The organism is Micromonospora sp. MH99 (assembly GCF_021442385.1).
Classification (GTDB): Bacteria; Actinomycetota; Actinomycetes; order Mycobacteriales; family Micromonosporaceae; genus Micromonospora.
In genome coordinates this window covers 37,233-59,651 of sequence record NZ_MUZA01000019.1, presented here as the reverse complement: position 1 = coordinate 59,651, position 22,419 = coordinate 37,233, and the positions used below count along the sequence as shown (strand labels likewise).

Here is a 22,419-nt window from a genome sequence, read left to right as displayed (position 1 = left end):
CATGCCGTACCCGTGCGTACCGGCGGATCGGGCGTCCTGCTGGCCGCGGTCGCGCACGGCCGCCGCGCGTCGGTCTGGCCCCCGCGCCCGCTAACTGTCGACGTCGACCCCGGCGAGCGACACCTCGCGGTGCGCGGCGAGGCGTTCGGCCTGTGCGGTGATGGCCTCGCGCGTGCCGGTTGACAGCCTCTGCCAGGGCTGGACCGCGACCGTGAGCGTCCGGCCGGACTTGCGGGGACGCCAGGTGCCCACCAGGTCGCCGTCGACCAGGACCGCGCCGGGGCGGCCCAGCACCGGCCACAACTCCTTTGCGCGGGCGGCATCGGGTGCCAGGGTCGCCCGGTCCTTCGCCTGAAGGAACAGGTCGAACGGGCCGAGCAGGCGGGTCACGCCGCCGCCGGCCGACGTCAACGCCTCCTCGTCGGCGGCCAGCAGCGAACGGGACTCGCCGTCGACAGTCACCTCGACCACGTCGTCGGGCCAGCGCGCCTTCACGTCCTTGACCGGGGCGTCGAGATAGCCGGCCACCTGCTTCGGGGTGGCCGGGCCGAGCAGACGCAGGTACGCGCGGATGACGTCGAACCGGTCAGCCGGGGCGGACGCCTTGCGGAACCCGGTGATGCGCCGCAGGACCGGAGGTGACGTGTCGAGCTGCAACTCCAACCCCGCCCGCGCGGCGGCGAGCCGGAACGGCATCTCGTACAGGTGTGTGGCGTCGCAGACCCGGCAGAACCGCAGGTACGGCTCGGGCAGCACCGTGGCCAGACGGCCGGAGACGTCTCCCTTGACCGTCGGCGTGGTGACGATCTCCCGCATCCGGGCGGCCACCTCGTCGAGGGCGGCGAGGTTGCCGATGCCGGCGGCCTTCAACGGCTTGGCGGCGTCGTAGATGCGCTTGCCCGCGTCGGCGTCGGAGAAGGGCTCGACCGCGGCCACCACGTGCCCGACGTCGGCCCGGCGGTAGAGGTGCGGTGCGCCCCGCACCGTCCAGAGCAGGACCACGTCGGCGTCGGACAGCGCGGTCACGTCGACCCCACGGGCAGCGAGGGCCCACCGGGCGCCGTCCGGGCCGGTGTTCTGCACCCCGATGTCCAAGACGGCGGTGTCGGCGAGCGTGCCCTCGTCCCGGTCGAGCTGCTGGGCCCGGACGCGGAAGTTCATCACCTGGCGCCGATCAACCATGCCTGCACCCTAGCCACGGGCGGCGCTCCCGTCGTCGGGCCACCAGCGAGACTCGCCAGTTCTCCAGCGCCCACGACCCGCGAAGCGCCGTGGCGCACCCTCTCGGCCACCCTGGCGAGAGCGGCGAAGCGGTGCGTGCCGAGGCGGAACGCCGAGGGCCGACGTCGATCCCTGGTGCGCGGTAGTCTGCCCCGGCTGTCGATCAACGGGGGTTCGGAAATGGCAATTCGTAGATGGCTGCTCGTCGGGCTGTTGGTGCTGGTGGCAGGCTGCGAGTCGGGCGGAAAGGGATCGCCCGAACCTGCCCCCACCGACCCGCTCGCGCAGGTGCGTGCCGCAGCCGCCAAGACCGCCGGGGTGCCCGCGCACGTCACGTTGAGCGCGCCGAACGTCGAGGTGGCGGGCGACACCGACCCGGCGGGCCGGGCGCTGACCCTGAGCGTCACCACGGGCACCGGCGGCGAGGCTGTCGAGTCCCGGGTGCGGGTGGTCGGCGACGACGCGTGGATGACGCTGGGCAGCACCTACATGCCGAACCTCGACCCGACGAAGTTCATCTGGTTCCCGACGGCGGAGTTCGCCTCGGCGTCAGTGGTGCACCTGGGGGACGCGTTCGATCCGGCCGGGATCAGGGGCTTCGCCGCAGCCATGACGGCCGCCACGCGTACGGGGGAGGGCACCTACTCCGGCAAGCTCGACTTCGGCGTGGCGCCGGCAGGGGTGTCTCGGGGCCTCCTGCCGGCGAAGGCAGAGAGTTTGGAACGCCACGGCGGTGTGTCGCAGTCCGTGCCGTACGAGGCGTCGGTGGACGCGCACGGCTACCTCACGTCGCTGACCGTCTCGTTGCCGACCTTCGCCACCACGGCCACGTTCTCCGACTTCGCCAAGCCGGTCACCATCGGCAAGCCGAGCGACGCCGAGATCATCGAGGTGCCGGACGCGTTGCGCCGCCTCATGTCGCGCTAGCGGCCGTCGCGGCGGTGTGCGGCTCCGCAGATGAGCCCTGGCGTACGCAGATGGAGATGTCCGCGTGGTTCGAACCACCCGTCCAGTGTCCGCCCGGAGTGGGTGGCGTCGACAAAGCGCACGGTCACCCCCCGCCTCTGGCCCGAACGCGCCGCCATGCGTCGTCACCTTCGCGCGGGGTGCGGCGTTCCGCGGTCCTGAATGGTGCGGTGGCCGGGCTGTCGTGATCCGGACATTCGCCGGACGCGCCCGGCGCGACCTGCGTGGACGGTCGGCGTCGCACCCGCTGCGCTGATCCCGACGGGGTGTCCGCGAGCGGTGCCCGGATGGTGCAATGGGGGCACGGTGCTGGCATTGATGACGGAGGTGCGTGTGGACGGTGTGGAACTGCTTCTCGCCGCGCTGGCGCTCGGTGCGTCGGCGGGCGTCACCGACGCGACAAGCGCCGTGGTCCGCGATGCTGCCGACAGTTTCCGGGGCCTGGTGCGTCGCCGGCTGACCGGCGAGGGCCAGGAGGCGCTGCGGGCGTTCGAGGCCGAGGGCGCCGACTCGGGCGTCTGGCAGGTACGCCTCGCCGACGACCTCACGCGCGCGGGCGTCGACCGGGACGAGCAGATCCTCAGCCTCGCGCGGGAGCTGCTGGCGCAGGCCGAGACGGCCGGCGTGCGCACCGAGATCGGTCAGGTCGACCTGCGCGGGGCGAAGGGCGTCCAGTTCGGCAGTTACAGCACCCAGCACATCACCTTCAACTGAGGCAACCGGGCAGATGGGCGACAGTCGGCAGCCGGAGCACGACCCGTCTCGCGGCGTCGACGCCCGCCACGCCCGGGGCGTGCAGTTCGGCCCCCACAGCCGCCAGTACAACATCTTCGGCCCGGTCGTACGGTCGGCGTACCTGGCGGAGGTGCACCGGATCGCCCCGGCCGATCTGCTCGACCGGGAGGACGAGCTGGCGCGGCTCGCGGCCTTCTGCACGGGTGACGGGTCGGGCGCGTACCTGCGGTGGGAGGCTGGCCGGGGCGCCGGGATGACCGCGCTGCTGTCCTGGTTCGTGCTGCACCCGCCGCCGGGCGTACGGGTCGTGTCGTACTTCGTCGTCGCCGGCCGTACCGAGCGGCAGACCCGCGACGCGTTCGTCGACGTCGTGTTGGAGCAGTTGGTCGAGCTGACCGACGGGTCCATGCCGGGTCATCTCACCGGGTCCACCCGGGAGGCGCACCTGCTGGGCGGGTACCTCGACGCGGCCCAGGCGTGCGAGCGGCGGGGTGAGCGGCTGGTGCTGGTCGTCGACGGCCTCGACGACCGGCGGGACGCAGCCGGTGTCGCGACGCTCCTGCCCGACCGGCTGGTCGGTGGAATGCGGGTGGTCCTCGGCACCGACTTCGGGTGGCGGCTCCCGGCCGACCTGCCACCACGGCACCCGCTGCGGGAGTCGAACCGGCCCCACCTGCTGGCGCCGTTCGTCGGCCCCGACGAGCAGGCCCGACGGGAGGCGCGGTACGCCCGCAATGCCGACGAGCGGGTCCGGCGGGAGGCGGAGCGACACCGGGCCGCCGATGAGCGCCGAGCCGCGCAGCGGCAGATCGACAACTGGCGGGCCGCCGAGGTGGAACGGGCCAGGCCGGCGGCGCGGGCGGCAGCCGTACGCCGGGCGCTGACGTTCGTCGCCGGGTGGACGGGGCTCCTCGTGCTGCTCACCTGGTTGGCCCGGGGCTGGCCCGAACCGCGGGTCGCGGGCATCCTGAGCGCCCAGCTCGTGGCGGGCGGGCTGGCCGCCGCGATCGTGCTCGTGCCGTCGGCGTTCCGGCTCGGCGCGGCGTACGCGCCGAGGCCGGCCTCGGCGGTGGCCTGGATCGACCGATCCCGGTACGGCCTGCTGGTGCAGGTGCTCGCCTTTGTGGTGTTCGTCGTCCTGGGTGGCGCCGGCGCGGCCGACTACCTCGACGCCCGCGACGACCGGCAGCTGGAGCGTTCCTTCGGCCGGGCCGGGGCTCTGCCCTCCTTCGACGAGGTGGTGGCATTCCTGTTCCTGCTGCTCATCGCGGTCGGCTGCGTCGCGGCCGGCCTGTACCTCGCCGCGAGAGCCGTCCGACCCTGGTACGAGCAGCACCGGGAGCGGGAACGAGCGTCCCGGGCACTCGTCGACGAGGCGGCCGTCGCGGCCGAGCGGGAGGCGTACGCGGGGATGAGTGCCGACGTGTTGTCACCGCGAGCGGCCGACCGGGCCAGGGCGTACCAGGACCTGCTGGCCCGGCTGGCGGGACAGCGCCGCCGTCACCCACGCCGCTAGGTCTCGTCGTCGGCGAGGTTGCGGGGTGTGAACGGGGTCAGGAGGAGATCGGTGAGGCGCCGCGTGGCGTCCGTGTCACCGGTCAGGGCGAGCACGCCCGCGTCCGCTGCCGCCGCCATGGTCATCTGCTGCCCGCAGACGGCTCGGAGGGTGTCGATGTCGGTGGTGAGTGTCGCGTCGGGTTCGGCTGTCGTGCCGCGGCGCAGCTGCACCGAGTCGTCGGCGACCTCGGCGAGGTAGGGGTCGGCGTCGATGTGGAAGGCGTAGACGCCGCGAAGATCGGCCGCCCGCGCCGGATCGAACCCTACCTTGATGGTGAGCAGCAGGGAGTCGATGCCGAGAGCGCCCTCGGGTAGCTGCGGGGACTGGCTTCCCCAGCGGCCGAACTCCAGCAGGATGGGCTCCAGCGCGCGCCCCCATGCGGTCAGCTCGTAGAGGTGGACCCGCGCCGGCGGCCCCAGGTCCCGCCGTCGCACCACGCCGTGCTCGGTCAGCTCGCGCAGTCGCTGGCTCAGCACGTTGGGGCTCATCCCGGGGAGCCCGCCGAGCAGGTCGTTGAAGCGCCGGGGGCCGAGCAGCAGGTTGCGGACCACCAGCAGCGCCCACCGCTCGCCGATGATGTCCAGTCCACGTGCGACACCGCACGGATCCCCGTAGTTACGCCCGCCGCTCACGATCTCCACACTACACGGCTCCTAATTTAGGAGTGACACTTGTTTTGTAGGAGTTGTGCCTCTAGCTTGACTCTCATGAGCCTGCCCAAGACCGAGACGGCGAGCCTGCCGCAGGGTGATGTGAAGCTGCTCGACACCCCCGTGGCGCGGCGCCTGCTCGCGGCCCCCGTGGCGCGGCTCGCCTGGACCAGCAGGGACGGGACGCCGCGACTGATCCCGGTGAACTTCCTGTGGACCGGCGACGAGCTGGTCGTCGGCGCGTTCGCCGGCACGTACAAGATCCGCGACCTGCGGGCCAGGCCGGACGTGGCGATCTGCATCGACACCGCCGACGGGCTACCCGAGGTGCTCATGCTGCGCGGGAAGGTCACCCTGACGGAGGTCGAGGGCGTCCTGCCGGAGTACGCCGTCATCCAGCGCGCGGGGATGGGCGACGAGGTGGGCGACACCTACCTCGCGGCGATCGACAAGCCGGGCCTGCGGATGGTCCGGATCGGCCTGCGCCCGACGTGGGTCGGCGTCGTCGACTTCCAGGAGCGCTTTCCCGACCGGACCCCGGAACCCGTCCGAGCCGCGCTCGCCGGCGGCCGCTGACCAGCATCAACACACCTGATGGAGGAGCGCATGCCGAAGATCGTCGTGTCGATGTGGATCACCCTGGACGGATTCGTCGCCGGCCCCAACGACGAGATGGACTGGCTGCTGGCCGACGACCAGCTGCAGACGTACGAGCGGGATCTGGTGGAGAGCGCCGGCAGCCTGCTGCTGGGCCGGATCACCCACGCCGACTTCGCCGGCTACTGGCCGGTCGCCGCCCGCAACCCCGACGAACCGGCCGCCGTCCGCGGCTACGCCCAGCGACTCGACGCCCTGGAAAAGATCGTCGTCTCCGCCTCGGGAAACATCGCGGACTGGAAGGGCACCCGCAGGATCGCGCGCGTCGACCCCGACGAGATCGCCGAGATCAAGCGCGCGTCCGGCGGCGACATCGTGGTCTACGGCAGTCTGGCGGTGATCCGGTCCCTTGCCGATCTCCGGCTCATCGACGAACTCCACCTCCTGGTGCACCCCCTGTTCCTGCGCCAGGGCAGGGCATTGTTCGACGGCGGGCGACCGCCCGCACGACTGGCGCTGGTGTCCGCCGAACCCTTCGAGTCCGGCGTCGTCCTCATGACGTACCACCCGCTCAACGGCGGGTGACGCGACGCGGGCCGCGCGTCCCGCCCCGACGGTCCCGCTCCCCGGGGGCGGGGACGTGGCTCCCTCGGAGCGGGGATTCGCTGGTCGTGCCGTTCGGGCAGCGTCATCGCGGAAGGAACCGACGCTTCCCACCGATGGGGGTTACGACCGTGACGCAGACCCGGACCGTCGACGCCTCGACGACGCCACCGCCACCGCGATGGGCCCGCCGTGCCGGTCACGTGGCGTGGATCGCGCCCGTGCTGGGGTTCATCCCGCTGCACGTGCCCTGGATCCTCGGCATCCCGCTGTTCGCCAATCCCGACCCGTTCGAGGAGTGGTACCACGGTCGCGGGCCCGGCGTCGGGGACCACCCGGTCGACGGTTTCCTGGGCCTGCCGGCCGGCGCGTTCTATCTGGGCCTGCTGTGCATCCTCGCCGGGCTCGGCGGCGTCCTGGCGCTCGGCCTGATCCGCGACTGGGGACTGAACTTTCCCCGGTGGGTGCCGGGGCTGCACGGACGCCGGGTGCCGCCGTGGGTGCCGCTGACCCCGACCGTCCTCGGATCCGCCGTGATGATCGGGTATTCGGCGACCCTGCCCTGGCAGTTCGCCGCCGACCTGTCCGAGTCCGGCGCGCAGGACATCTTCACACCGACGGGCGTCCTGATCGGCCTTCCACTGCTGCTGGCCTGGGCGATCGCGTTGCCGCTGGCCGGCTGGTCCTACTACCGCCGTACCCGTGTGTCGCGCTGACCGGTCCGCGCGCGGACGCGGTGCGGCCGCGCGCGGATCACTCGAAGAACTTGATGCCGAACCCGGTGTCGGCCGTGGGGCCGGGCACGTTGGCGCGGCGGTAGGTGGTGTTGCCCCACCAGCAGAACGTCCCGGTGTACCAGTAGCGGTTGGCCCAGGAGTACGGGGTGCCCTTGGGGACGGCGTGGAACATCAGCGGGAACCTCGGCCCGGCCGGTGGGCTCGTGGCGATGTCGCCGTTGAGCAGGACGAAGCTGTGGTGGCCGGGGCCGTTGACGTGCAGGGTCGGGTCCCAGCCGGCCATCATCGTGGCCGGGTTCGAGCCGAACAGGCAGCCGTTGGACTTGTACCAGTCCCACACGTACGTCGGGTCACCGCCGGCCCGCAGGCGCAGGTCGGCCAGGCAGTACTGGTCACTCCAACTGCCGTTGGCGGAGTAGACGATGTGGAGCTGCCCGTTCGGGTCCCGGATCGCCTCGGGGGCCTCGTTGATGTACGGGTTGCCGACGACGCGCTCCCAGCTCTCCCGGGGCTGGGAGATGATGAACCGGTTGCCGGTCGGGGTGAGCGGGTCGCTCATCCGGCTGAGGTAGATGTTCTGTTCGACGTTGGTGTCGCCGGCCCACCCGGACCAGACGAACCACCGCTGCCCGTTGAAGGTGAACAGGCTGCCGTCGATGGCCCACTTGCCGCCGGGCAGCGCGAGTTGCCGCTCGGCCGTGTAGCCGCTGGCCGGTGACGCCGAACTGATCACGTACATGCGGTGGGCCGCGCCGCGCCCCGCCGAGAAGTAGATGTGGTAGCGGCCACCGTCGGTGACGATCTCCGGTGCCCAGACCTCGCCCAGGTCGCGAGTGTCCGACCAGACCTGACGAGCGGTGGCCCGGGCGAGCGCGTCGGTCGAGGACGCCTGGCGGACGGCGATCCCGCCGTTGGCCGACTGCGCGGAGATGTACGTGCTGCCGACGCGGATCACGCTCGGGTCGGCGGCCCGCAGACCTGTCTGCGCGGCCTCCGCCGGCCCGGCGACGGGCACGGACAGCCCGGTGCCGACGACGGCGGCCAGCAGGACGGAGAGGAGCCGGGTGAGGGTTCGGTCGTCCATCGGGGGTCCTTCCGTCGCCCGGGTGGCTTCGACCCGCAGTCTATTGGAGAACATGAATGGCGCGCGGGTCTGCCTGGGGTCGCGGGGTGCGGCAGCCGGGCGCTCGACGCCGGGAAACTAGAGTCGGTGGTGTGCGGATCCGGATCGAGGGCAGCGACCTCCCAGGCCGCCGGGCCGGCGCGGACGCCGACGCGCTGCGGCTCGGCAACGTGCACGTCGGAATCCAGCAACGGACCGAGGTGATCGATCGCGTACGGGCCGACGCGGCCACGGCGAGCTGGGAGATCGAGGTGTCCAGCCGGGAGGTCGACGGGGTGCTGGACGTCGGCGGACCGTACGTGCACGGCCGTCCCGGAGCGCGGTTCCTGTATCTGAGCTGGGGCGCGTTGACCGACGACGGGTTCGCGATGTTCCGGCGGGCGAAGCTGATGTTCACCGACATTCCGACCGAGCTGCTGCGCGCCGCGCACGAGAGCAACGCTCTGCTGGTGGGCGCTCTGGGGCTGACGGACGCGACCGGCGGGCCGGTGTGCGCCCGGGTCCACCCACCCGCCATCACCTGGACGGTTCAGTGACGACCGCCACCTCGTCCACCGGGTGACCCCGGCCGCGCGAGGCGGCCGGGGCGCCGGTGGGCCCGGTGTCGTCAGCGGGCCTCGTGGTCGAGGGCGGCGACCTCGCGTACGGCGGTGGCGACCGCTGCGAAGTCCTTCTTGAGGATCGCGCCGTGGTTGCTGGCGACCTTCGCGCCGACCCGGATGTTCGGGTTGCGGACGGTTACCGCGTCGAGGCTGGCGCGGATGCGCTCCTGCTCGTCGCCCTTGCTGCCGAAGGACGTCCCCGACGCGACCACGTACCGCACCGGCACGGTGATGGCGTCGAGCACCGGGCCCAGCTCGCGCTCGGCCGAGAGCCGCCCCAGCTCGATGTTGCTCTCCGCCTGCTCGTCGGCGTTCATCCGCGGGGCCAGGCCCGTCGGGCGCAGCAGCGGCATGAACCAGCGCATCCGCCGGAACAGCTTGCGGATCCGCTGCTCCATGGCCTCGTCCAGCCAGTCGTGCGGGAACGCGCCGTCGACCAGCACCGCCCCGACGGTACGGTCCGGGTTCCGGCTGGCCCAGTGCGCGCCGACCACCGCGCCGTACGACCAACCCACGAGCACCGCACGGTCCACGCCCCGGGCGGCGAGAACGGCGTCGACGTCCCGGACGGCCGCCTCGAAGGAGTAGTCCGCCGAACGTCCCGACTTTCTCCCGCGGGCTCGCTCGTCGTAGGTGATGTGCCGCCAACCGGTGCCCAGGTCGGCGATCACACGTCGCCAGTACCCCTGGGTGGCGAACTGGCCGTTGAGGAAGACCACCGGGATGCCCGTACCGCCGGTGTCGGTGACGGCCAGGGCCGTGTCGTCTACCGGCACCATGCCGGTCCACGTCGAGCTGGTCGAGGAGGGGTTGTTCGTCGTCATTGTCGTACTCCTTGAGGGGTCGGGGGTTTCAGAGGCTGCGGGCGGTGATGTCGCCGTGCGAGGTGGTGGCGTGGATGTCGAGGTCGGCGCTGCCGGTGTTGGTGAGGGCGTTGCTGACCCGGCCGTGGTCGGTGCCGGCGTCCAGGGCGGCCGAGACGCCGTTGGCGGCGGCGATCGAGATGTCGCCGGACTGGGTACGCAGCACGACCGCGCCGCGTCGGGCCTCGGCGACGTGGATGTCGCCCCGCGTCGTGCTGATCTCGGCCGGGCCGTTGAGCCGGCCGACCTCGACGTCGCCGTCGATCGCGGTGAGACGCACGCTCGCGGCTTCGTCGATCTTGATGTGGCGGTACGCGCCGTCGACGGTGACGTCGCCGAGGCGTCCGACGCCGCGCAGCTCGGCGCTGGCGGCCCGGACCTCGACGCGGGAGTCGGCGGGGAGTTGGACGGTCACCTCCACCGAGCCGGACGGGCCGAGGAACCGGTTGGCGGGGGTCGCGGTCGTGACTCGCAGGACGCCGTCGGCGTACGCGATGGTGGTCCGCTCGGCGGCCCGGGTGTCGCGGTTGCGGCCGACGTCGGTGGGCCGGACCTCGACTGTGGTGTCCGCGCGGTCGGCGGCGATGAACTGGACGCGCCCGGCGGGGATGTCCAGGACGGCGGAGATGGGTGCGGGGGTCGGGAAGCTCGGCATGTTGTTCTCCTGGTGCTCGCAACGGCGTTTCTGATATGAGAAACGCTACGTTGCTTTCCACAAGAGGGCAACAAGCTCGTTGCTTTCAGAGTGCCTATACCCAGGTAAACAGGCTGCAAGTGTTGCAATGGTTCGGAATGTAACGCAACGCTGCACCGATGTGTCATTGCAATCGAATGACGGTGAACGCTATGGTGAGCGCGCGGGGGCGCTCCGGAAACACCACTACCGAGGAGATCGCGATGCCGGGAGGCAGACTTACCCAGCAGGAACGCCAGCAGATCGCGCTGGGGCTGGCCGACAGCCTGCCGTACGCCGAGATAGCCCGGCGGCTCGACCGTCCGACCTCGACGGTCACCCGTGAGGTGCTGCGCAACGGCGGTCCCAACGCCTACCGCGCCGACCTGGCGCACCGCGCCACCGAACGCCGTGCCCGCCGACGCGCGCCCGCCTCCGCCCGAGCGGGCGCGTCGGTCCCGCAGCCGCACGGTCGCGACGCCGAGGCCGTCGCCGAGTACACGGAGACGTTCACGACCGTCCTCATGGCCACCGGCCTGAACAAGATGGGGGCGCGGGTGCTGACCTGCCTGTTCACCACCGACTCGGGCAGCCTGACCGCGTCGGAGCTCGCCGAGCGCCTCCAGGTCAGCCCGGCGTCCATCTCCAAGGCGATCGCCTTTCTGGAGAGCCAGAGCCTCGTGCGCCGAGAGCGCGACGAGCGCCGCCGCGATCGCTACGTCGTCGACAACGAGCTCTTCTACCAGGCGACGATCGCCAGCGCCCGCGCCAACGACCAGCTCGTCGAGACGGCCCGCCAGGGCGTCGCCGTCCTCGGTCCGCAGACCCCCGCCGCCGCCCGCCTGGAGAACATCGCCCGCTTCCTGGACTTCATCAGCGAGAGCGTCACCCGCGCCGCCGAACAGGCCCGCGACGTCCTGCACAGCCGACCCGAGTGACTCCTCAGGCGATTCCGTGCGTCGACGGCGGCCGGTCCGGCCGGTGGCGGGCGAACGCGTCGACCCGGCCCCACCGGCCGGGAATGTCCAGCAGCGCGATCCGGGAGAAGGCGGCGGGCAACGCGGGATTCACGGCGAGATGGTCGTCGTGCGGGTCGATGCCGAGCATGGTGCGCAGCAGCAGCATGGGCGCCCCGCTGGACCACGCCTGCGGACTGCCGGCGGTCGGGTACCGGACCGGGTACCGGGTGGTGCCGCGGTCGTACCCGCCGAACGCCTCGGGCAGCCGGCCCTGAAAGAAGGTCGCGGCGGACAGGATCCCCTCGGCGATGCGACCCGCCTCGCTGTCGAACCCGTACCGGCGCAGGCCCCAGGCGATGAACGAGTTGTCGAACGGCCAGACGGTGCCGTTGTGGTAGCCGAGCGGGTTGTAGCGGCTCTGCCCCTCCGCGAAGGTCCGCACCCCCCAACCCGAGAAAAGTGCCGGGCCCATCAGGTGCTCGACGACACGTGCAGCCCGCTCGGGTGGCACGATGCCGCTCCACAGCAGGTGCCCGATGTTCGAGGAGAGGCTGTCGACCGGGGTCCCGTCGTGGTCCAGGGCGAGGGCGTAGTAGCCGCGGTCGTCGAGCCAGAAGTCGCGGTTGAAGCGGTCGAACAGCGCTGCCGCATCGCTCTCCAGCCGCTCGGCGAGGTCGGGGTCGCCCCAGAACGCACGCGCCATCCGCGCCCCGCGGATCTTGGCGTCGTAGGCGTACCCCTGGGTCTCGCACGTGGCCCTCGGGAACCCGGGCAGTCGGCCGTCGACGTAGGAGATGCTGTCCCAGGAATCCTTCCAGCACTGGTTGTCCAGACCCGTGGCGCGGTTGCGTTTCTGGTACGACACGTAGCCGCTCGACGTCAGGTCGGCGTACGTGTCGATCCAGGTCAGTGCCGCGCGCGCCTCCTGCTCCAACTCCATCACCAGCGTGGTGTCACCGCTCCACCGCTCGTACTCGTCGAGCAGCACCACGAACAGCGGCGACGCGTCGACAGTGCCGTAGTAGGGCGAGTGTGGCTGCTCCTCGAACGCGGCCGACTCCCCGTAGCGCAGCTCGTGCAGGATCCGCCCGGGGTCCTCCTCCAGGACGTCGTCGGTCCGGGCGCCCTGCAGCGACGCGAGGATCCGCAGGGTCGGCGGGGCCAACGACGGTGTGACGGCCAGGGTCTGCAGGCAGGTCAGCAGGCTGTCGCGGCCGAACAGGGTCATGAACCAGGGCAACCCGGCAGCGGGTACGGCCGCGCCGCCGAGCGACAGCGGCGCGAAGCGCAGCGCCGCCAGGTCCACCAGGCTGCGGTGGTAGACCTGCTGCAGCGCCGCGCTGTCGGTGTCCAGTGTCGGGGCCTGCGCGACCCACTCCCGCACGCTGTCCGGCAGGGTGGATTCGTCCGGACGCTGCGCCCGCAGGGCGTCCCGCAGGTCGACGCCGTCCGGGCGCAGTGCCCGCATGGCGGCCTGCAACCGGGTGGTCCACTGCTGCCCGGGCTCCAGATGCACGGCGAACCGTAGGCCGCTCGGATCGATGGTGGCCGGCTCGCTCGTCGACACCACCACCTCCCGCCGGTACGTGCCGCGCCGATAGCCCATCAGCAACTCGTTCGCGTCGACCTGGGTGTAGCGGGTCCCGGCCTTGTCGTGGAGATCGAACTTGATCTCGAAGATGTCGGCGAAGTCGGCCTCTACCTCCAGGCGGACGTCCAGGTCGACAACCGATTGACCGTAGTTGAAGATCGTCAACGACTCGGTCAGGTCCGGGCCGATGTGCCGGCGCCGGATGGCGGACACGTCCGCCTCGACGTAGTCGACGGCCCCGCCCGGCACGACGAAGAACGTCACCTCGTAGTACTGGCTGTCGTCCACCGACAGGGCGGCCATGCGTTCACCGTTGACGGTGAGCACCCAGCGGGACAGGTAGCGGGTGTCGGCGGCGAACAGCCCGACCGGGGTGGCCGAGGAGGAATGCACGTCCCCACTGGCGTCCGACACGAGGAACGTGTTCCCGTCGATACACGACACGGTGCCGGGGATGTCCCTCATCGGCTACGTCCCACTGGCCGGCTCGGCTGCGCGCCGCGCTTCGGCTGCGCGCGGGAACAGCCGTCCGAGGCGCAACGCCAGGCCGAGGTCACCGTCGACCATGATCTCGCCGCGGGTGATCGCCGCCAAGCCGTTCACCTCACCGCGCGCCATCGCCTCCGCGACCTGTACGGACACCCTGATCACGGTGGTGGCGGGGTCGCCGCTCCTGGACACCCGCATGTCGCCGTGGTCGATGACGAGGAACCACTGCTCCAGGTCGTCCCCGTCCCCGATGTCGAAGCGCACGCTCCCACACACCTTGCGGAAACGCGGGTCCTGGCAGTCAGCGGCGAGCCGCTCGAAGAAGGCGCTGGTCGCCGTCATCCCACCTCCCCGGGCCTGCGTTCGTAGAAGCGGATGCCGGCTACCCGGTGCGAGGCGCTGTTAACACCCAGGGCGGGCCTCGTTCAGGGCGAGAGCGTGAAGCGGGTCCAGGTGGTCGCGTCGGAGGTGACGAGGAGGTGGTCCGGCTGGCTCGTCGGATCGGCGTCGTTCCCGAAGAGCCAGGCGTACCCGGGCGCCACGCTGGCGGTTCCGACGAGCGGGCCGTACTCCCGCACGACAGTGAAGGTCTTCCCGTCGTCCCGGCTGACCAGGAGCCGCGCGAGCCGGTCGGCCCCGGTGCCCCCGCCGGGGCTGATTGCCAGCAGGGAGCCGTCCGACCCGACCGTGAGGTCCCAGATCGCCTCGTCCGGCAGGTCGGTGCCGGTGTCGGTCCAGGTCTTCGCGCCGTCCGTGGTGCGCAGGAGCCGCGCTCCGCCGCCCACCGCCGACGACTCGGTCAGCACGTACCCCTCCCGGTCGTCGAGCCCCACCACCGCCGTCACCATCGCGTCGCCGGGCACGGTCCAGGTGGTCCAGGTCGCGCCCCGGTCGACGCTGCGGGCGACCGTCGCTCCCGAAACGCTCCCCATCTGGTACGCAGCCCAGATGCTGCCGTCGGCGGCCGGATAGAGGCTGAACAGTGGGCGCCACGAAGGCGCCGTGGTGAGCCGGTACACCGTCCCGCTCGACGGGTCCACCGCCAGCGGCTCGGACAGTGGCTCACAGCCGAACCAGCAGAAGACCGGCCGGGCCGTTGCCGGGAACGCGGGTACGTCGAGGATCGCGGAAGCCGCGTCCCGCCAGGTGCGACCGTAGTCGGTGGAGAGGAAGAGCACCCCGACGTCGCTCACCAGGTAGGTCCGGTCGCTGAGCACGGAGACCTCGATGCGGGTGTCCACTGTTCCGGTGGTGGTGGTCGCACACCTGGTGCCGTCGAACACCGCCGCGTCCCAGGCCGACCAGGTCCGGCCGCGGTCACCGGTGTACGTGAAACGAACGACACAGCCGTCCCTCCACACGTCGACCCCGGAGTCGGGCCCGGTCAGCGTGAAAGCGTCCCCGTGCGCGGTCGACGGTTGCGTGGGAATCACCCGGTCGGCCCCGTCCGCCCCCGCCACCAATGGCACGACCGCCAGCCCGACCAGCGCGACCAGAGCGGCCGCCACCATCGTGACCGACCGACGCCGACGGGAACGGGCAGCCGACCGCAGCTCGTCGAGGGGCGGCGCGGAAATGGCCCGGGCGAGGGTGTCCACGTCGAATCCAGAGAACTCACGACCGGACATCGATCCTCCCGACTTGCGTAGCGTCCGCACCGGCATTGGTGGCGTTCGTGGTGGTGGCGGCGGTGCCGTCGCTCTCGGTGTCGGCGAGCAGCGCGGCCAGGGCGTGTCGACCGCGCGACAGCCGGGACTTCACCGTCCCGGCCGACACGCCCAGCGTGGCCGCGACCTCGTCCACCGGCAGGTCGACGAGGTAGTGCAACGCCAGGGCGTGCCGCTGCCCCTCCGGCAGCGCGCGCAGCGCGGCGAGCAGGGCGAGGTGCTCCGGGCAGTGGTCGGCGACGGCCGGCGGCGGGCCGATCCGGCGCAGCAGCCCGTCGAGGACGCGGCGACGGCGGTACCGGCTGCGGGCCCAGTTCACGGCTACCCGACGCAACCAGGCCTCTGGATTCTCCAGCCCCGCGAAGCGCCCCGGCGACACCAGCGCTCGCGTGAAGGCCTCCTGGACCGCCTCCTGCGCCTCGTTGAGGTCGCCGGTCACCGCGTACAGCTGGACCACCAGGCGCCGGTAGCAGCCGGCGTAGACCTCGGAGATCAGATCGCCGTCGGACACCCGTCACCCCCCTTCTCCACCACTCCCACCAACGGGGCGGGAGGAAGGTTCCGGTGGCCGGCCAGAATATGTGGCCCGGCGGAAATCTGATGTCGGCGTGGCGGGCGTACCGCTCACAATGGCCGCCATGGCGAGAGAGCAGGTACTGGCGCGGGTCGAGGCCGACCTGCGGCGTGGGCACGTTTACCCCGCGATGCAGCGGCTGGCGAGCCTGACCGCCGCGTACCCCGACGACCTGGAGCTGCGCTCGCGGCGTGCCGCGCTGTACCGGCAGGTGGGCAACGTGGCCGAGGCTGGTCGCTGGGGGTTCCTCACCGAGGACGCCGACGCGCCGGAGATCGCCGCGTTCGAGAGGGCCTACCCGGGCGCCTGGCAACGTCTGCGCGCGCTGCGGGTGGTCGCCGACCCCACCGACCGGCTCGGGCCGGTGGCGGGCGCGCGGCTCGCCCACCTGGTCGCTCAGGCCGAACGGGAGGGTCCTGCCCCGGTCGTCTGGACCGACCTCGGCCCCCGCTCGGGCGAGCCCGACTCGTGGCACGACGCCCTGGGCTGCCTGGTGACGACCGTGATCGGCCTGGTCCTGGTGGCGCTCACCGTCGTCGGCCTGATCACCGTGCTGCGCTGGGCCCTGTAGCCCGGCGGGTCTGTCAGAGGTCGAAGTCCACCACGACCGGCGCGCGTCGGACCCGTACGGGAGTCGCCGCGTCGAAGTCGGCCGCGTGCCGGTGCCACACCGGCGGGGCGTACGCGCAGTCGCAGCGCAGCCGCACCCGCTGGCCGGGCAGCAGGCGCAGGGCGTATCCGGTGCCCACGTCGGCCACACCGGCCAGGTCACCTGTGGTGGCGTCGAACGCGAGCACCTGGGCGTAGGTCAGCAACTCGTCGACGCGTACCGCACCGCTGACCAGCGTGCCGGCGGGGAGCGCCTGGTCCAGGGTCGCCGTCCGCCCGGCGCGCACGCGCACCGTCCGCGCCTGCTGCCGACTGCCGGCCCCACCGGACCACACGGTCGCCAGCCCGGCGGCGGCGAACTGCACCGGCCAGTCGTACGGCCCGAGGCCGGTGATCGTGTAGCGGCCGTCGTCGTCGGTGCTCGGGCCGTGGTCGTCGTACTTCGGGTCCGGCACGTACGGCACCACCATCACCCGCGCCCGGGGGACCGGTGTGCCCGTCGCCGCGTCGGTCACCACGCCGACGACGACGCCCGGCCGGTCGAGCCGCACATCCGGCACTGTGGTCACGGCGCCGGCCCGGACCCGCACCACCCGGGCGCGCTCACGCTGGCCGGTCCCGCCGTGCCGGCCGACCCACTGCCAACCGTGCACCGTCGTGTCGTAGGGCCGCACCAGCAGCCGGTACTCCCCGGGGGGAACGTCGTCGGTCGCCAGGATGCCCTGCTCGTCGGCGCAACCCCCGTACCGGCCCAGCTGGTCCTCGCCGAGGGTCACCGACGCCAACGCCGCGGCGTCGGCCGGCACGAGCGCGGCGCAGGCCCGAGGCGCCGCTGCGCCCGTGGCGGCGTCGCGGACCACGGTGCGGACGCCACCGGGCGCGGGCGCGAACGACTCGGGGGGACTCGCGAGAGCCGGCGCCGCCGCCTCGACGCCCAGCAGGCCGACGACGACTGTGGTGGCCAGCGAACGGAGGAGAGCAGGGCTCATGAGCCCTGACGGTACGGGCGCCCGAGTGATTCGCGTCAGTCGATGTCACCATGCCGACCCGGCGACTGTGGAAAAAACTCCGCCAGGTCCGGACTTCGCGATCGATGCGGCGTGGTGCGGGGCGTTCTGTCCCGAATCGGTCTCGCGGGGTGGGCGTACCGCATAGCGTCACGGAGGCGGACCCACCGCCGAGGCGCCGTGCGTCGGCGGGCACGGCCCCGCGGAAGGAACCCGACATGGATCGAGTCGAGACGGTGCTCCTGCCGGAGTTGGACGGGCCGGTCCCGACGACCCTGCCGAGGGCGCTGGGCCTGTTGAGCCTGGCCCTGGGCGTGGGCGCGCTGGCCGTACCCCGGTCCCTCGCGCGACTGACCGGGGTGGACGACTCGCCGGCGGCGCAGGCGGTCATCCCGGCCGTCGGCGCACGCGAGCTGGTGCACGCCGCCGGTCTGCTCGGCGGCCGCCGCCCCGCCGGCTGGGCGTGGACGCGGGTGGCCGGTGACGCGCTCGACCTCACCCTGCTGGGCCGGGCGATGGCCGACCGTCGGGGTGAACGCCGACGCCGCCTGGCGTTGACGACCGCCGCGATCGCCGGCATCACCGCCCTGGACACGGCAGTCGCCATCGGCGCCGGCCGGGCGCGACGGGCCCGCGCCCGGGTGATCCGGATGGAGATCGCGGTGACCGTGAACCGGTCGCCCGCGGAGGCGTACCGGTTCTGGCGCGACGTGGAGAACCTGCCGAAGTTCATGGCGCACCTGGAGTCGGTACGCGCCGACGACCTGCGCCGCTCCCACTGGGTCGCGCGCGGCCCGGCCGGTCGCCACATCGAGTGGGACGCCGAGATCATCGACGACCAGCCGAACAGGTCCCTCACCTGGCGCTCGCTGCCGGGCGCCCGGGTCGCCAACGCCGGGCGGGTCCGGTTCGTGCCCGCCCCGGGTGACCGGGGCACCGAGGTGCGGGTGCAACTGCGCTACGCGCCCCCGGCCGGCGCGCTGGGCCGGGCGGTGGCCAAGCTCTTCGGTGAGGAGCCCGAGCAGCAGGTCCGTGACGACCTGCGCCGGTTCAAGCAGGTGCTGGAGGCCGGCGAGGTGGTCCGCTCCGAGGGCAGCCCGAACGGCATCTCCGTACGCCAACAGGCCATGCAGCGGCCCGCGCAGCCGCTGCCGACGTCCCGTCGCTGACCACCCACGCCTTCGAAAGGGATTCCAGAGATGAAGGCCACCGCCTGGATGGGCACCGACAGCGTCAAGGTGATCGACGTGCCCGACCCGACGATCATGAATGCCCGCGACGCGATCGTGAAGATCAGCACCACCGCGATCTGCGGCTCCGACCTGCACCTCTACCACGGCTACATCCCGGCCATGCGCAAGGGAGACATCCTCGGCCACGAGTTCATGGGCGAGGTGGTCGAGGTGGGCCCGCAGGTGCGCAACCTCAAGCCCGGTGACCGGGTGGTGGTGCCCTTCCCGATCGCCTGTGGGCACTGCTCGTCGTGCCAGCGGGGCCTGTACTCGGTCTGCGAGAACTCCAATCCCAACGCCGGCATCGCCGAGAAGGTCATGGGCCACTCGCCGGCCGGCATCTTCGGCTACTCCCACCTCCTGGGCGGGTACGCGGGCGGTCAGGCCGAGTACGCCCGGGTGCCGTTCGCCGACGTCGGCCCGCTCAAGGTGCCCGACGACATCCCCGACGACCAGGCGGTCACGCTCGCCGACGTCTTCCCGACCGGCTACATGGGCGCCGAGATGTGCGACATCAAACCGGGGCAGGTCATCGCGGTCTGGGGCGCGGGACCGGTCGGGCTGCTCGCCGCCGTCAGCGCCCGGCTGCTCGGCGCGGAGCGCGTGATCATCATCGACCGGTTCCCGTACCGGCTGCGGCTCGCCGAGGAGCACGCCGGCGCCGAGACGATCAACTACGAGGACGTCGACGTGCTCGACACCCTCAACGAGATGACCGCCGGACGGGGGCCGGACGCGTGCATCGACGCGGTAGGCCTGGAAGGCCACCACGGCAACGCGGCCCTGTACGCGTACGACCGGGCCAAGCAGGCCACGCGGACCGAGACGGAACGCCCCTTCGCGCTGCGCGAGGCGATCCTGGCCTGCCGCTCCGGCGGGGTCGTGTCGGTCATCGGCGCGTACGGGGGACTCGTCGACAAGTTCCCGATGGGCGCGTTCATGAACCGGTCACTGATCATGCGGACCGGCCAGTGTCACGTGCAGCGCTACACCCGGCCACTGTTGGAGCGCATCCAGCGCGGCGAGATCGACCCGAGCTTCATCGTCAGCCACCGCCTGCCGCTGCGCGACGCACCGAAGGGCTACAAGATCTTCCAGAAGAAGCAGGACGACTGCACGAAGGTGCTGCTGAAGGTCTGAACGTCCAGCGGTGGGCAGGGCGCACCCCGCCGTACGACCGGGCGCCCCCACCAGCGGAGCGCCTGCGGCTAGCGTGTCGACGATGGAGAGTGCGGACACGTCGACAACGACGAGCGACGACACAGGCGTCCGGCTGCGGCCCGTGGGCGAGCCCGACCTGGCGATGCTGCGGCGGTTCTGCGTCGAGCCCTGGCTGATCGGCCTCGACTGGGCCGGCTTTCGTGACCCGGGCGCACCGGCGCGGCGCTTCGCCGTCGACGGTTGGCTGGGCGCGGACGACGGCCGGCTCGTCGTCGAGGTCGAGCGGGATCAGGCCGCCGGGATCGTCAGCTACACGTCCCGGCGGAACTCGGGGCCGGCGTCGTACTGGGAGATCGGAATCGCGCTGCTCCCCGAGTGGCGGGGGAGGGGCATCGGCTGGCGAGCCCAGGCGCTGCTCTGCGACTACCTGTTCACCCACACCCCGGCGCAGCGCATCCAGGCCGGCACCCACCCGGAGAACGTCGCCGAGCAGCGGGCGCTGGAGAAGGCCGGCTTCCAGTTGGAGGGTGTCGTGCGGGCCTGCGAGTTCCGGGCCGGCGCGTGGCGCGACGGCTATCTCTACAGCCGGCTGCGCGACGATCCGCCGCCCGCGGCGCTCGCCGGCTGATTCCGGTCCACCGCCACCCAGGCGTCTCGGTACCGGACACCGCGCCACCCCGTTTGTGCCCGGCCAGCCGGGGAAACCGCCCCGTTCGCCCGGCGGGCCGCACGGCCGGCCGAGCCGACGGAAGGAGCGGATCATGGAGTACGACCAGATGATCGCCACGGTACGCCAGCGCGCGGGCCTCGGGGAGAACGAGGCCGTACGGTCCGTACAGGCCGTCCTGTCGGTGCTCGGCGAGCGGCTCGCCGGACAGGAGGCCGACCACCTGGCGGCACAGCTACCGGATCGACTGGACACGTCGGTCACCCGTAATCCGCAGGGCCGTCGGTGGGACATCGGTGAGTTCCTCAAGCACGTCGGTGACCGGGAGCAGGTCGCGAACGCGGACCAGGTGCGTCAACACGCTCAGGCGGTGCTGCGTACCGTCGCCGAGGCCCTCGACGACGACGAGCGACAGGACCTGCTCGCCCAACTGCCGGGCGGCATCACCGACCTGTTCGGCGTGCCGACACCGCGCGGCTGACCGTCGCCCCGCGTCAGGGGATCGGCCACTCGTGCACCGGCCGGTTGCTGTGCATCAGCGTCACGTAGTGCCGGACCACCTCGCGCAACGCCTCCGGCCGGTCCAGGTGATCGGCGGACTCCAACCGGTGCAGCGTCTCCACCTGCCAGGTCGCGCCGTTGCGGCTGGTCAGGCACCGCTGCTCGATGATGCCCAGCAGCCGGTCACGCTCGGCCGGGTCGAGGCCCCACCGGTCCAGGCCGTGGTGCGCCATCGGCAGCAGCCGGCGCAGCACCAGCTCGGTGACCGGCAGGTAACCCAGGCCGGGCCAGAAGACCTGCGCGTCGATGCCGTGCCGGGCGCAACTGGTGAAGTTCTCCTCGGCGGCGCTGAACGACATCTGTGACCACAGTGGGCGGTCCGACTCGGCCAGGGCGCGGACCAGTCCGAAGTAGAAGGCGCCGTTGGCGATGGTGTCCAGCACGGTCGGCCCGGCCGGCAGCACCCGGTTCTCGACGCGCAGGTGCGGCCGGCCGCGCGACACGTCGTACACCGGGCGGTTCCAGCGGTAGATCGTGCCGTTGTGCAGCCGCAGCTCGGCCAGGTTGGGCACCTCGCCGGCCGCGAGGGTCTGCGCCGGGTCCTGCGGGTCGCACACCGGCAGCAGCGCCGGGAAGTAGCGGACGTTCTCCTCGAACAGGTCGAACACGCTGGTGATCCACCGCTCGCCGAACCAGACCCTGGGGCGTACGCCCTGGGCTTTGATCTCTTCCGGCCGGGTGTCGGTGGCCTGCTGGAACAGCGGGATGCGGGTCTCGCGCCACAGCTCCCGGCCGAAGAACAGCGGCGCGTTCGCGCCCAACGCCACCTGGATGCCCGCGACCACCTGGGCGGCGTTCCAGTAGTCGGCGAACTGCGCCGGGCTGACCTGCAGGTGGAACTGGGTGCTCGTGCAGGCCGCCTCCGGGGTGATCGTGTCGGCGGTGACCGCCAGGCGTTCCACCCCGCTGATGGCGATCGGCAGGTCCTCACCCCGGGCGGCGAAGATCTGCTCGTTGAGCAGCTTGTAGCGCGGGTTCGCCGAGAGCGTCTCGGCGGTCAGGTGCTCGGGGCGCAACGTCGGCAGGATGCCGATCATGACCATGTGCGCGCCGATCGCGCGCGCCTTCTCCTCGGCGGCGTTGAGGCTGGCCCGCACGTGCTCCTCGAAGTCGGCGGTGCCGGTGCCGGTCAGCCGCCGCGGCGGCACGTTGATCTCGATGTTGAACTGGCCCAGCTCCGTCTGGAAGCTCGGATCCTCGATGGCCGCCAACACGTCGGCGTTGCGCATCGCCGGGTTCGACGCCTCATCGACGAGGTTCAGCTCGATCTCCAGCCCGGTCATCGGCCGGTCGATGTCGAACCGCGACTCGCGCAACATCTCGGCGAAGACGTCCAGGCAGTTGCGCACCTTCTCGCGGTAACGCGCCCGGTCCTCCCGACTGAAGGTCCGTACGCCGACATCCTCGCCCATGGTCACCACCCTGTCACCGCTGGTCCCCCCAAACCTCGCACGGAGTCGGCGGGCGGGGGAAGACCCGAGGGTTCTTTCCTACCCAGTAGCGGGCCCCGTGACCCCTGTCGCACGCTGCGTGGTCGGCGCGGGCGCGACGGCCGGCACCGCTAGCATTGCCGG

Annotated in this window: 24 protein-coding genes; 13 read left to right on the top strand and 11 right to left on the bottom strand. The window is 72.0% G+C overall.

The features are described from left to right. Positions 1-90: 90 nt before the first annotated feature. Complete coding sequence (locus B0E54_RS13120; RefSeq protein ID WP_234583663.1) at positions 91-1,182, bottom strand: winged helix DNA-binding domain-containing protein; 1,092 nt, start codon at positions 1,180-1,182, stop codon at positions 91-93. Between the two features lie 219 nt (positions 1,183-1,401). Here B0E54_RS13120 and B0E54_RS13115 point away from each other — a divergent pair, with 219 nt between their 5' ends. From B0E54_RS13115 to B0E54_RS13105, 3 genes are all read left to right on the top strand, one after another. After that, positions 1,402-2,148 carry a hypothetical protein gene (locus tag B0E54_RS13115; protein WP_234583662.1) on the top strand — a complete coding sequence of 249 codons (747 nt, stop codon included), beginning with the start codon at positions 1,402-1,404 and terminating at the stop codon, positions 2,146-2,148. Between the two features lie 357 nt (positions 2,149-2,505). After that, complete coding sequence (locus B0E54_RS13110; RefSeq protein ID WP_234583660.1) at positions 2,506-2,901, top strand: hypothetical protein; 396 nt, start codon at positions 2,506-2,508, stop codon at positions 2,899-2,901. 13 nt (positions 2,902-2,914) lie between these two features. Next, a complete protein-coding gene (locus B0E54_RS13105; RefSeq protein ID WP_234583659.1) occupies positions 2,915-4,438 on the top strand; it encodes a hypothetical protein in 1,524 nt (507 codons plus the stop codon). Here the strand turns inward: B0E54_RS13105 and B0E54_RS13100 are convergent. Next, complete coding sequence (locus tag B0E54_RS13100) at positions 4,435-5,112, bottom strand: helix-turn-helix domain-containing protein (RefSeq protein WP_234583658.1); 678 nt, start codon at positions 5,110-5,112, stop codon at positions 4,435-4,437. The genes B0E54_RS13105 and B0E54_RS13100 overlap by 4 nt on opposite strands. Positions 5,113-5,187: 75 nt before the next feature. On the opposite strand from B0E54_RS13100, the gene B0E54_RS13095 reads away from it, so the two are divergent. The 3 genes from B0E54_RS13095 to B0E54_RS13085 all read left to right on the top strand — a co-directional run bounded on the left by B0E54_RS13095 (position 5,188) and on the right by B0E54_RS13085 (position 7,046). Then, positions 5,188-5,706 carry a pyridoxamine 5'-phosphate oxidase family protein gene (locus tag B0E54_RS13095; RefSeq protein WP_234583656.1) on the top strand — a complete coding sequence of 173 codons (519 nt, stop codon included), beginning with the start codon at positions 5,188-5,190 and terminating at the stop codon, positions 5,704-5,706. A 30-nt stretch (positions 5,707-5,736) separates the two neighbouring features. Continuing rightward, positions 5,737-6,312 (top strand): dihydrofolate reductase family protein, encoded by a 576-nt coding sequence (locus tag B0E54_RS13090; RefSeq protein WP_234583655.1) that lies wholly within the window; start codon positions 5,737-5,739, stop codon positions 6,310-6,312. A gap of 149 nt (positions 6,313-6,461) precedes the next feature. Further along, entirely contained in the window at positions 6,462-7,046 is a 585-nt protein-coding gene (locus B0E54_RS13085) for a hypothetical protein (protein ID WP_234583654.1), read from the top strand. A gap of 37 nt (positions 7,047-7,083) precedes the next feature. On the opposite strand, the gene B0E54_RS13080 is transcribed toward B0E54_RS13085, so the two are convergent. Next, positions 7,084-8,151 (bottom strand): glycoside hydrolase family 43 protein, encoded by a 1,068-nt coding sequence (locus tag B0E54_RS13080; RefSeq protein WP_234583652.1) that lies wholly within the window; start codon positions 8,149-8,151, stop codon positions 7,084-7,086. A gap of 131 nt (positions 8,152-8,282) precedes the next feature. On the opposite strand from B0E54_RS13080, the gene B0E54_RS13075 reads away from it, so the two are divergent. Beyond that, complete coding sequence (locus B0E54_RS13075) at positions 8,283-8,726, top strand: DUF5990 family protein (protein ID WP_234583651.1); 444 nt, start codon at positions 8,283-8,285, stop codon at positions 8,724-8,726. Between the two features lie 71 nt (positions 8,727-8,797). Here the strand turns inward: B0E54_RS13075 and B0E54_RS13070 are convergent, their stop codons facing one another. Both B0E54_RS13070 and B0E54_RS13065 read right to left on the bottom strand, forming a co-directional pair. Further along, complete coding sequence (locus tag B0E54_RS13070; protein WP_234583650.1) at positions 8,798-9,616, bottom strand: alpha/beta fold hydrolase; 819 nt, start codon at positions 9,614-9,616, stop codon at positions 8,798-8,800. A gap of 28 nt (positions 9,617-9,644) precedes the next feature. Continuing rightward, entirely contained in the window at positions 9,645-10,310 is a 666-nt protein-coding gene (locus B0E54_RS13065) for a DUF4097 family beta strand repeat-containing protein (RefSeq protein ID WP_234583649.1), read from the bottom strand. A gap of 242 nt (positions 10,311-10,552) precedes the next feature. Between B0E54_RS13065 and B0E54_RS13060 the strand changes: the two genes are divergently transcribed. Next, entirely contained in the window at positions 10,553-11,266 is a 714-nt protein-coding gene (locus tag B0E54_RS13060; protein WP_234583647.1) for a helix-turn-helix domain-containing protein, read from the top strand. A 4-nt stretch (positions 11,267-11,270) separates the two neighbouring features. Here the strand turns inward: B0E54_RS13060 and B0E54_RS13055 are convergent, their stop codons facing one another. The 4 genes from B0E54_RS13055 to B0E54_RS13040 form a co-directional block, all read right to left on the bottom strand. After that, the gene (locus tag B0E54_RS13055) at positions 11,271-13,334 is read right to left on the bottom strand and encodes a glycogen debranching N-terminal domain-containing protein (RefSeq protein WP_234583702.1); all 2,064 of its coding nucleotides are present in this window, start codon (positions 13,332-13,334) and stop codon (positions 11,271-11,273) included. A 12-nt stretch (positions 13,335-13,346) separates the two neighbouring features. Then, positions 13,347-13,709, bottom strand: a complete 363-nt coding sequence (locus B0E54_RS13050) for an SCP2 sterol-binding domain-containing protein (RefSeq protein ID WP_234583646.1) — start codon at positions 13,707-13,709, stop codon at positions 13,347-13,349. Between the two features lie 83 nt (positions 13,710-13,792). Continuing rightward, complete coding sequence (locus B0E54_RS13045; protein WP_234583645.1) at positions 13,793-14,995, bottom strand: sialidase family protein; 1,203 nt, start codon at positions 14,993-14,995, stop codon at positions 13,793-13,795. Beyond that, positions 14,982-15,545, bottom strand: coding sequence for an RNA polymerase sigma factor (locus B0E54_RS13040; protein ID WP_234583643.1), 564 nt, complete (start codon positions 15,543-15,545; stop codon positions 14,982-14,984). The genes B0E54_RS13045 and B0E54_RS13040 overlap by 14 nt, the downstream gene beginning before the upstream one ends. Positions 15,546-15,672: 127 nt before the next feature. On the opposite strand from B0E54_RS13040, the gene B0E54_RS13035 reads away from it, so the two are divergent. Continuing rightward, a complete protein-coding gene (locus B0E54_RS13035) occupies positions 15,673-16,179 on the top strand; it encodes a DUF6584 family protein (protein ID WP_234583642.1) in 507 nt (168 codons plus the stop codon). A 13-nt stretch (positions 16,180-16,192) separates the two neighbouring features. Here B0E54_RS13035 and B0E54_RS13030 read toward each other — a convergent pair whose 3' ends face one another. Then, complete coding sequence (locus B0E54_RS13030) at positions 16,193-17,206, bottom strand: carboxypeptidase-like regulatory domain-containing protein (RefSeq protein WP_234583640.1); 1,014 nt, start codon at positions 17,204-17,206, stop codon at positions 16,193-16,195. Positions 17,207-17,442: 236 nt separating this feature from the next. Between B0E54_RS13030 and B0E54_RS13025 the strand changes: the two genes are divergently transcribed. The 4 genes from B0E54_RS13025 (at position 17,443) to B0E54_RS13010 (ending at position 20,765) form a co-directional block, all read left to right on the top strand. Further along, positions 17,443-18,393: an SRPBCC family protein gene (locus B0E54_RS13025; protein WP_234583639.1), complete on the top strand. Its 951-nt coding sequence runs from the start codon at positions 17,443-17,445 to the stop codon at positions 18,391-18,393. A gap of 30 nt (positions 18,394-18,423) precedes the next feature. Further along, positions 18,424-19,596, top strand: a complete 1,173-nt coding sequence (locus B0E54_RS13020; RefSeq protein ID WP_234583638.1) for a zinc-dependent alcohol dehydrogenase — start codon at positions 18,424-18,426, stop codon at positions 19,594-19,596. Between the two features lie 82 nt (positions 19,597-19,678). Beyond that, positions 19,679-20,245 (top strand): GNAT family N-acetyltransferase, encoded by a 567-nt coding sequence (locus B0E54_RS13015; RefSeq protein WP_234583636.1) that lies wholly within the window; start codon positions 19,679-19,681, stop codon positions 20,243-20,245. A 133-nt stretch (positions 20,246-20,378) separates the two neighbouring features. Beyond that, positions 20,379-20,765: a DUF2267 domain-containing protein gene (locus tag B0E54_RS13010; RefSeq protein ID WP_234583635.1), complete on the top strand. Its 387-nt coding sequence runs from the start codon at positions 20,379-20,381 to the stop codon at positions 20,763-20,765. Between the two features lie 13 nt (positions 20,766-20,778). On the opposite strand, the gene B0E54_RS13005 is transcribed toward B0E54_RS13010, so the two are convergent. Next, positions 20,779-22,257 carry a glutamate--cysteine ligase gene (locus B0E54_RS13005; RefSeq protein ID WP_234583634.1) on the bottom strand — a complete coding sequence of 493 codons (1,479 nt, stop codon included), beginning with the start codon at positions 22,255-22,257 and terminating at the stop codon, positions 20,779-20,781. Positions 22,258-22,419: the final 162 nt, after the last annotated feature.

Coding starts and splice junctions, on each gene's coding strand:
- B0E54_RS13120 (WP_234583663.1), bottom strand. CDS start 1,182: ATGGTTGATCGGCGCCAGGTGATGAACTTCCGCGTCCGGGCCCAGCAG.
- B0E54_RS13115 (WP_234583662.1), top strand. CDS start 1,402: ATGGCAATTCGTAGATGGCTGCTCGTCGGGCTGTTGGTGCTGGTGGCA.
- B0E54_RS13110 (WP_234583660.1), top strand. CDS start 2,506: ATGACGGAGGTGCGTGTGGACGGTGTGGAACTGCTTCTCGCCGCGCTG.
- B0E54_RS13105 (WP_234583659.1), top strand. CDS start 2,915: ATGGGCGACAGTCGGCAGCCGGAGCACGACCCGTCTCGCGGCGTCGAC.
- B0E54_RS13095 (WP_234583656.1), top strand. CDS start 5,188: ATGAGCCTGCCCAAGACCGAGACGGCGAGCCTGCCGCAGGGTGATGTG.
- B0E54_RS13090 (WP_234583655.1), top strand. CDS start 5,737: ATGCCGAAGATCGTCGTGTCGATGTGGATCACCCTGGACGGATTCGTC.
- B0E54_RS13080 (WP_234583652.1), bottom strand. CDS start 8,151: ATGGACGACCGAACCCTCACCCGGCTCCTCTCCGTCCTGCTGGCCGCC.
- B0E54_RS13070 (WP_234583650.1), bottom strand. CDS start 9,616: ATGACGACGAACAACCCCTCCTCGACCAGCTCGACGTGGACCGGCATG.
- B0E54_RS13065 (WP_234583649.1), bottom strand. CDS start 10,310: ATGCCGAGCTTCCCGACCCCCGCACCCATCTCCGCCGTCCTGGACATC.
- B0E54_RS13060 (WP_234583647.1), top strand. CDS start 10,553: ATGCCGGGAGGCAGACTTACCCAGCAGGAACGCCAGCAGATCGCGCTG.
- B0E54_RS13050 (WP_234583646.1), bottom strand. CDS start 13,709: ATGACGGCGACCAGCGCCTTCTTCGAGCGGCTCGCCGCTGACTGCCAG.
- B0E54_RS13045 (WP_234583645.1), bottom strand. CDS start 14,995: ATGTCCGGTCGTGAGTTCTCTGGATTCGACGTGGACACCCTCGCCCGG.
- B0E54_RS13035 (WP_234583642.1), top strand. CDS start 15,673: ATGGCGAGAGAGCAGGTACTGGCGCGGGTCGAGGCCGACCTGCGGCGT.
- B0E54_RS13030 (WP_234583640.1), bottom strand. CDS start 17,206: ATGAGCCCTGCTCTCCTCCGTTCGCTGGCCACCACAGTCGTCGTCGGC.
- B0E54_RS13025 (WP_234583639.1), top strand. CDS start 17,443: ATGGATCGAGTCGAGACGGTGCTCCTGCCGGAGTTGGACGGGCCGGTC.
- B0E54_RS13020 (WP_234583638.1), top strand. CDS start 18,424: ATGAAGGCCACCGCCTGGATGGGCACCGACAGCGTCAAGGTGATCGAC.
- B0E54_RS13015 (WP_234583636.1), top strand. CDS start 19,679: ATGGAGAGTGCGGACACGTCGACAACGACGAGCGACGACACAGGCGTC.
- B0E54_RS13010 (WP_234583635.1), top strand. CDS start 20,379: ATGGAGTACGACCAGATGATCGCCACGGTACGCCAGCGCGCGGGCCTC.
- B0E54_RS13005 (WP_234583634.1), bottom strand. CDS start 22,257: ATGGGCGAGGATGTCGGCGTACGGACCTTCAGTCGGGAGGACCGGGCG.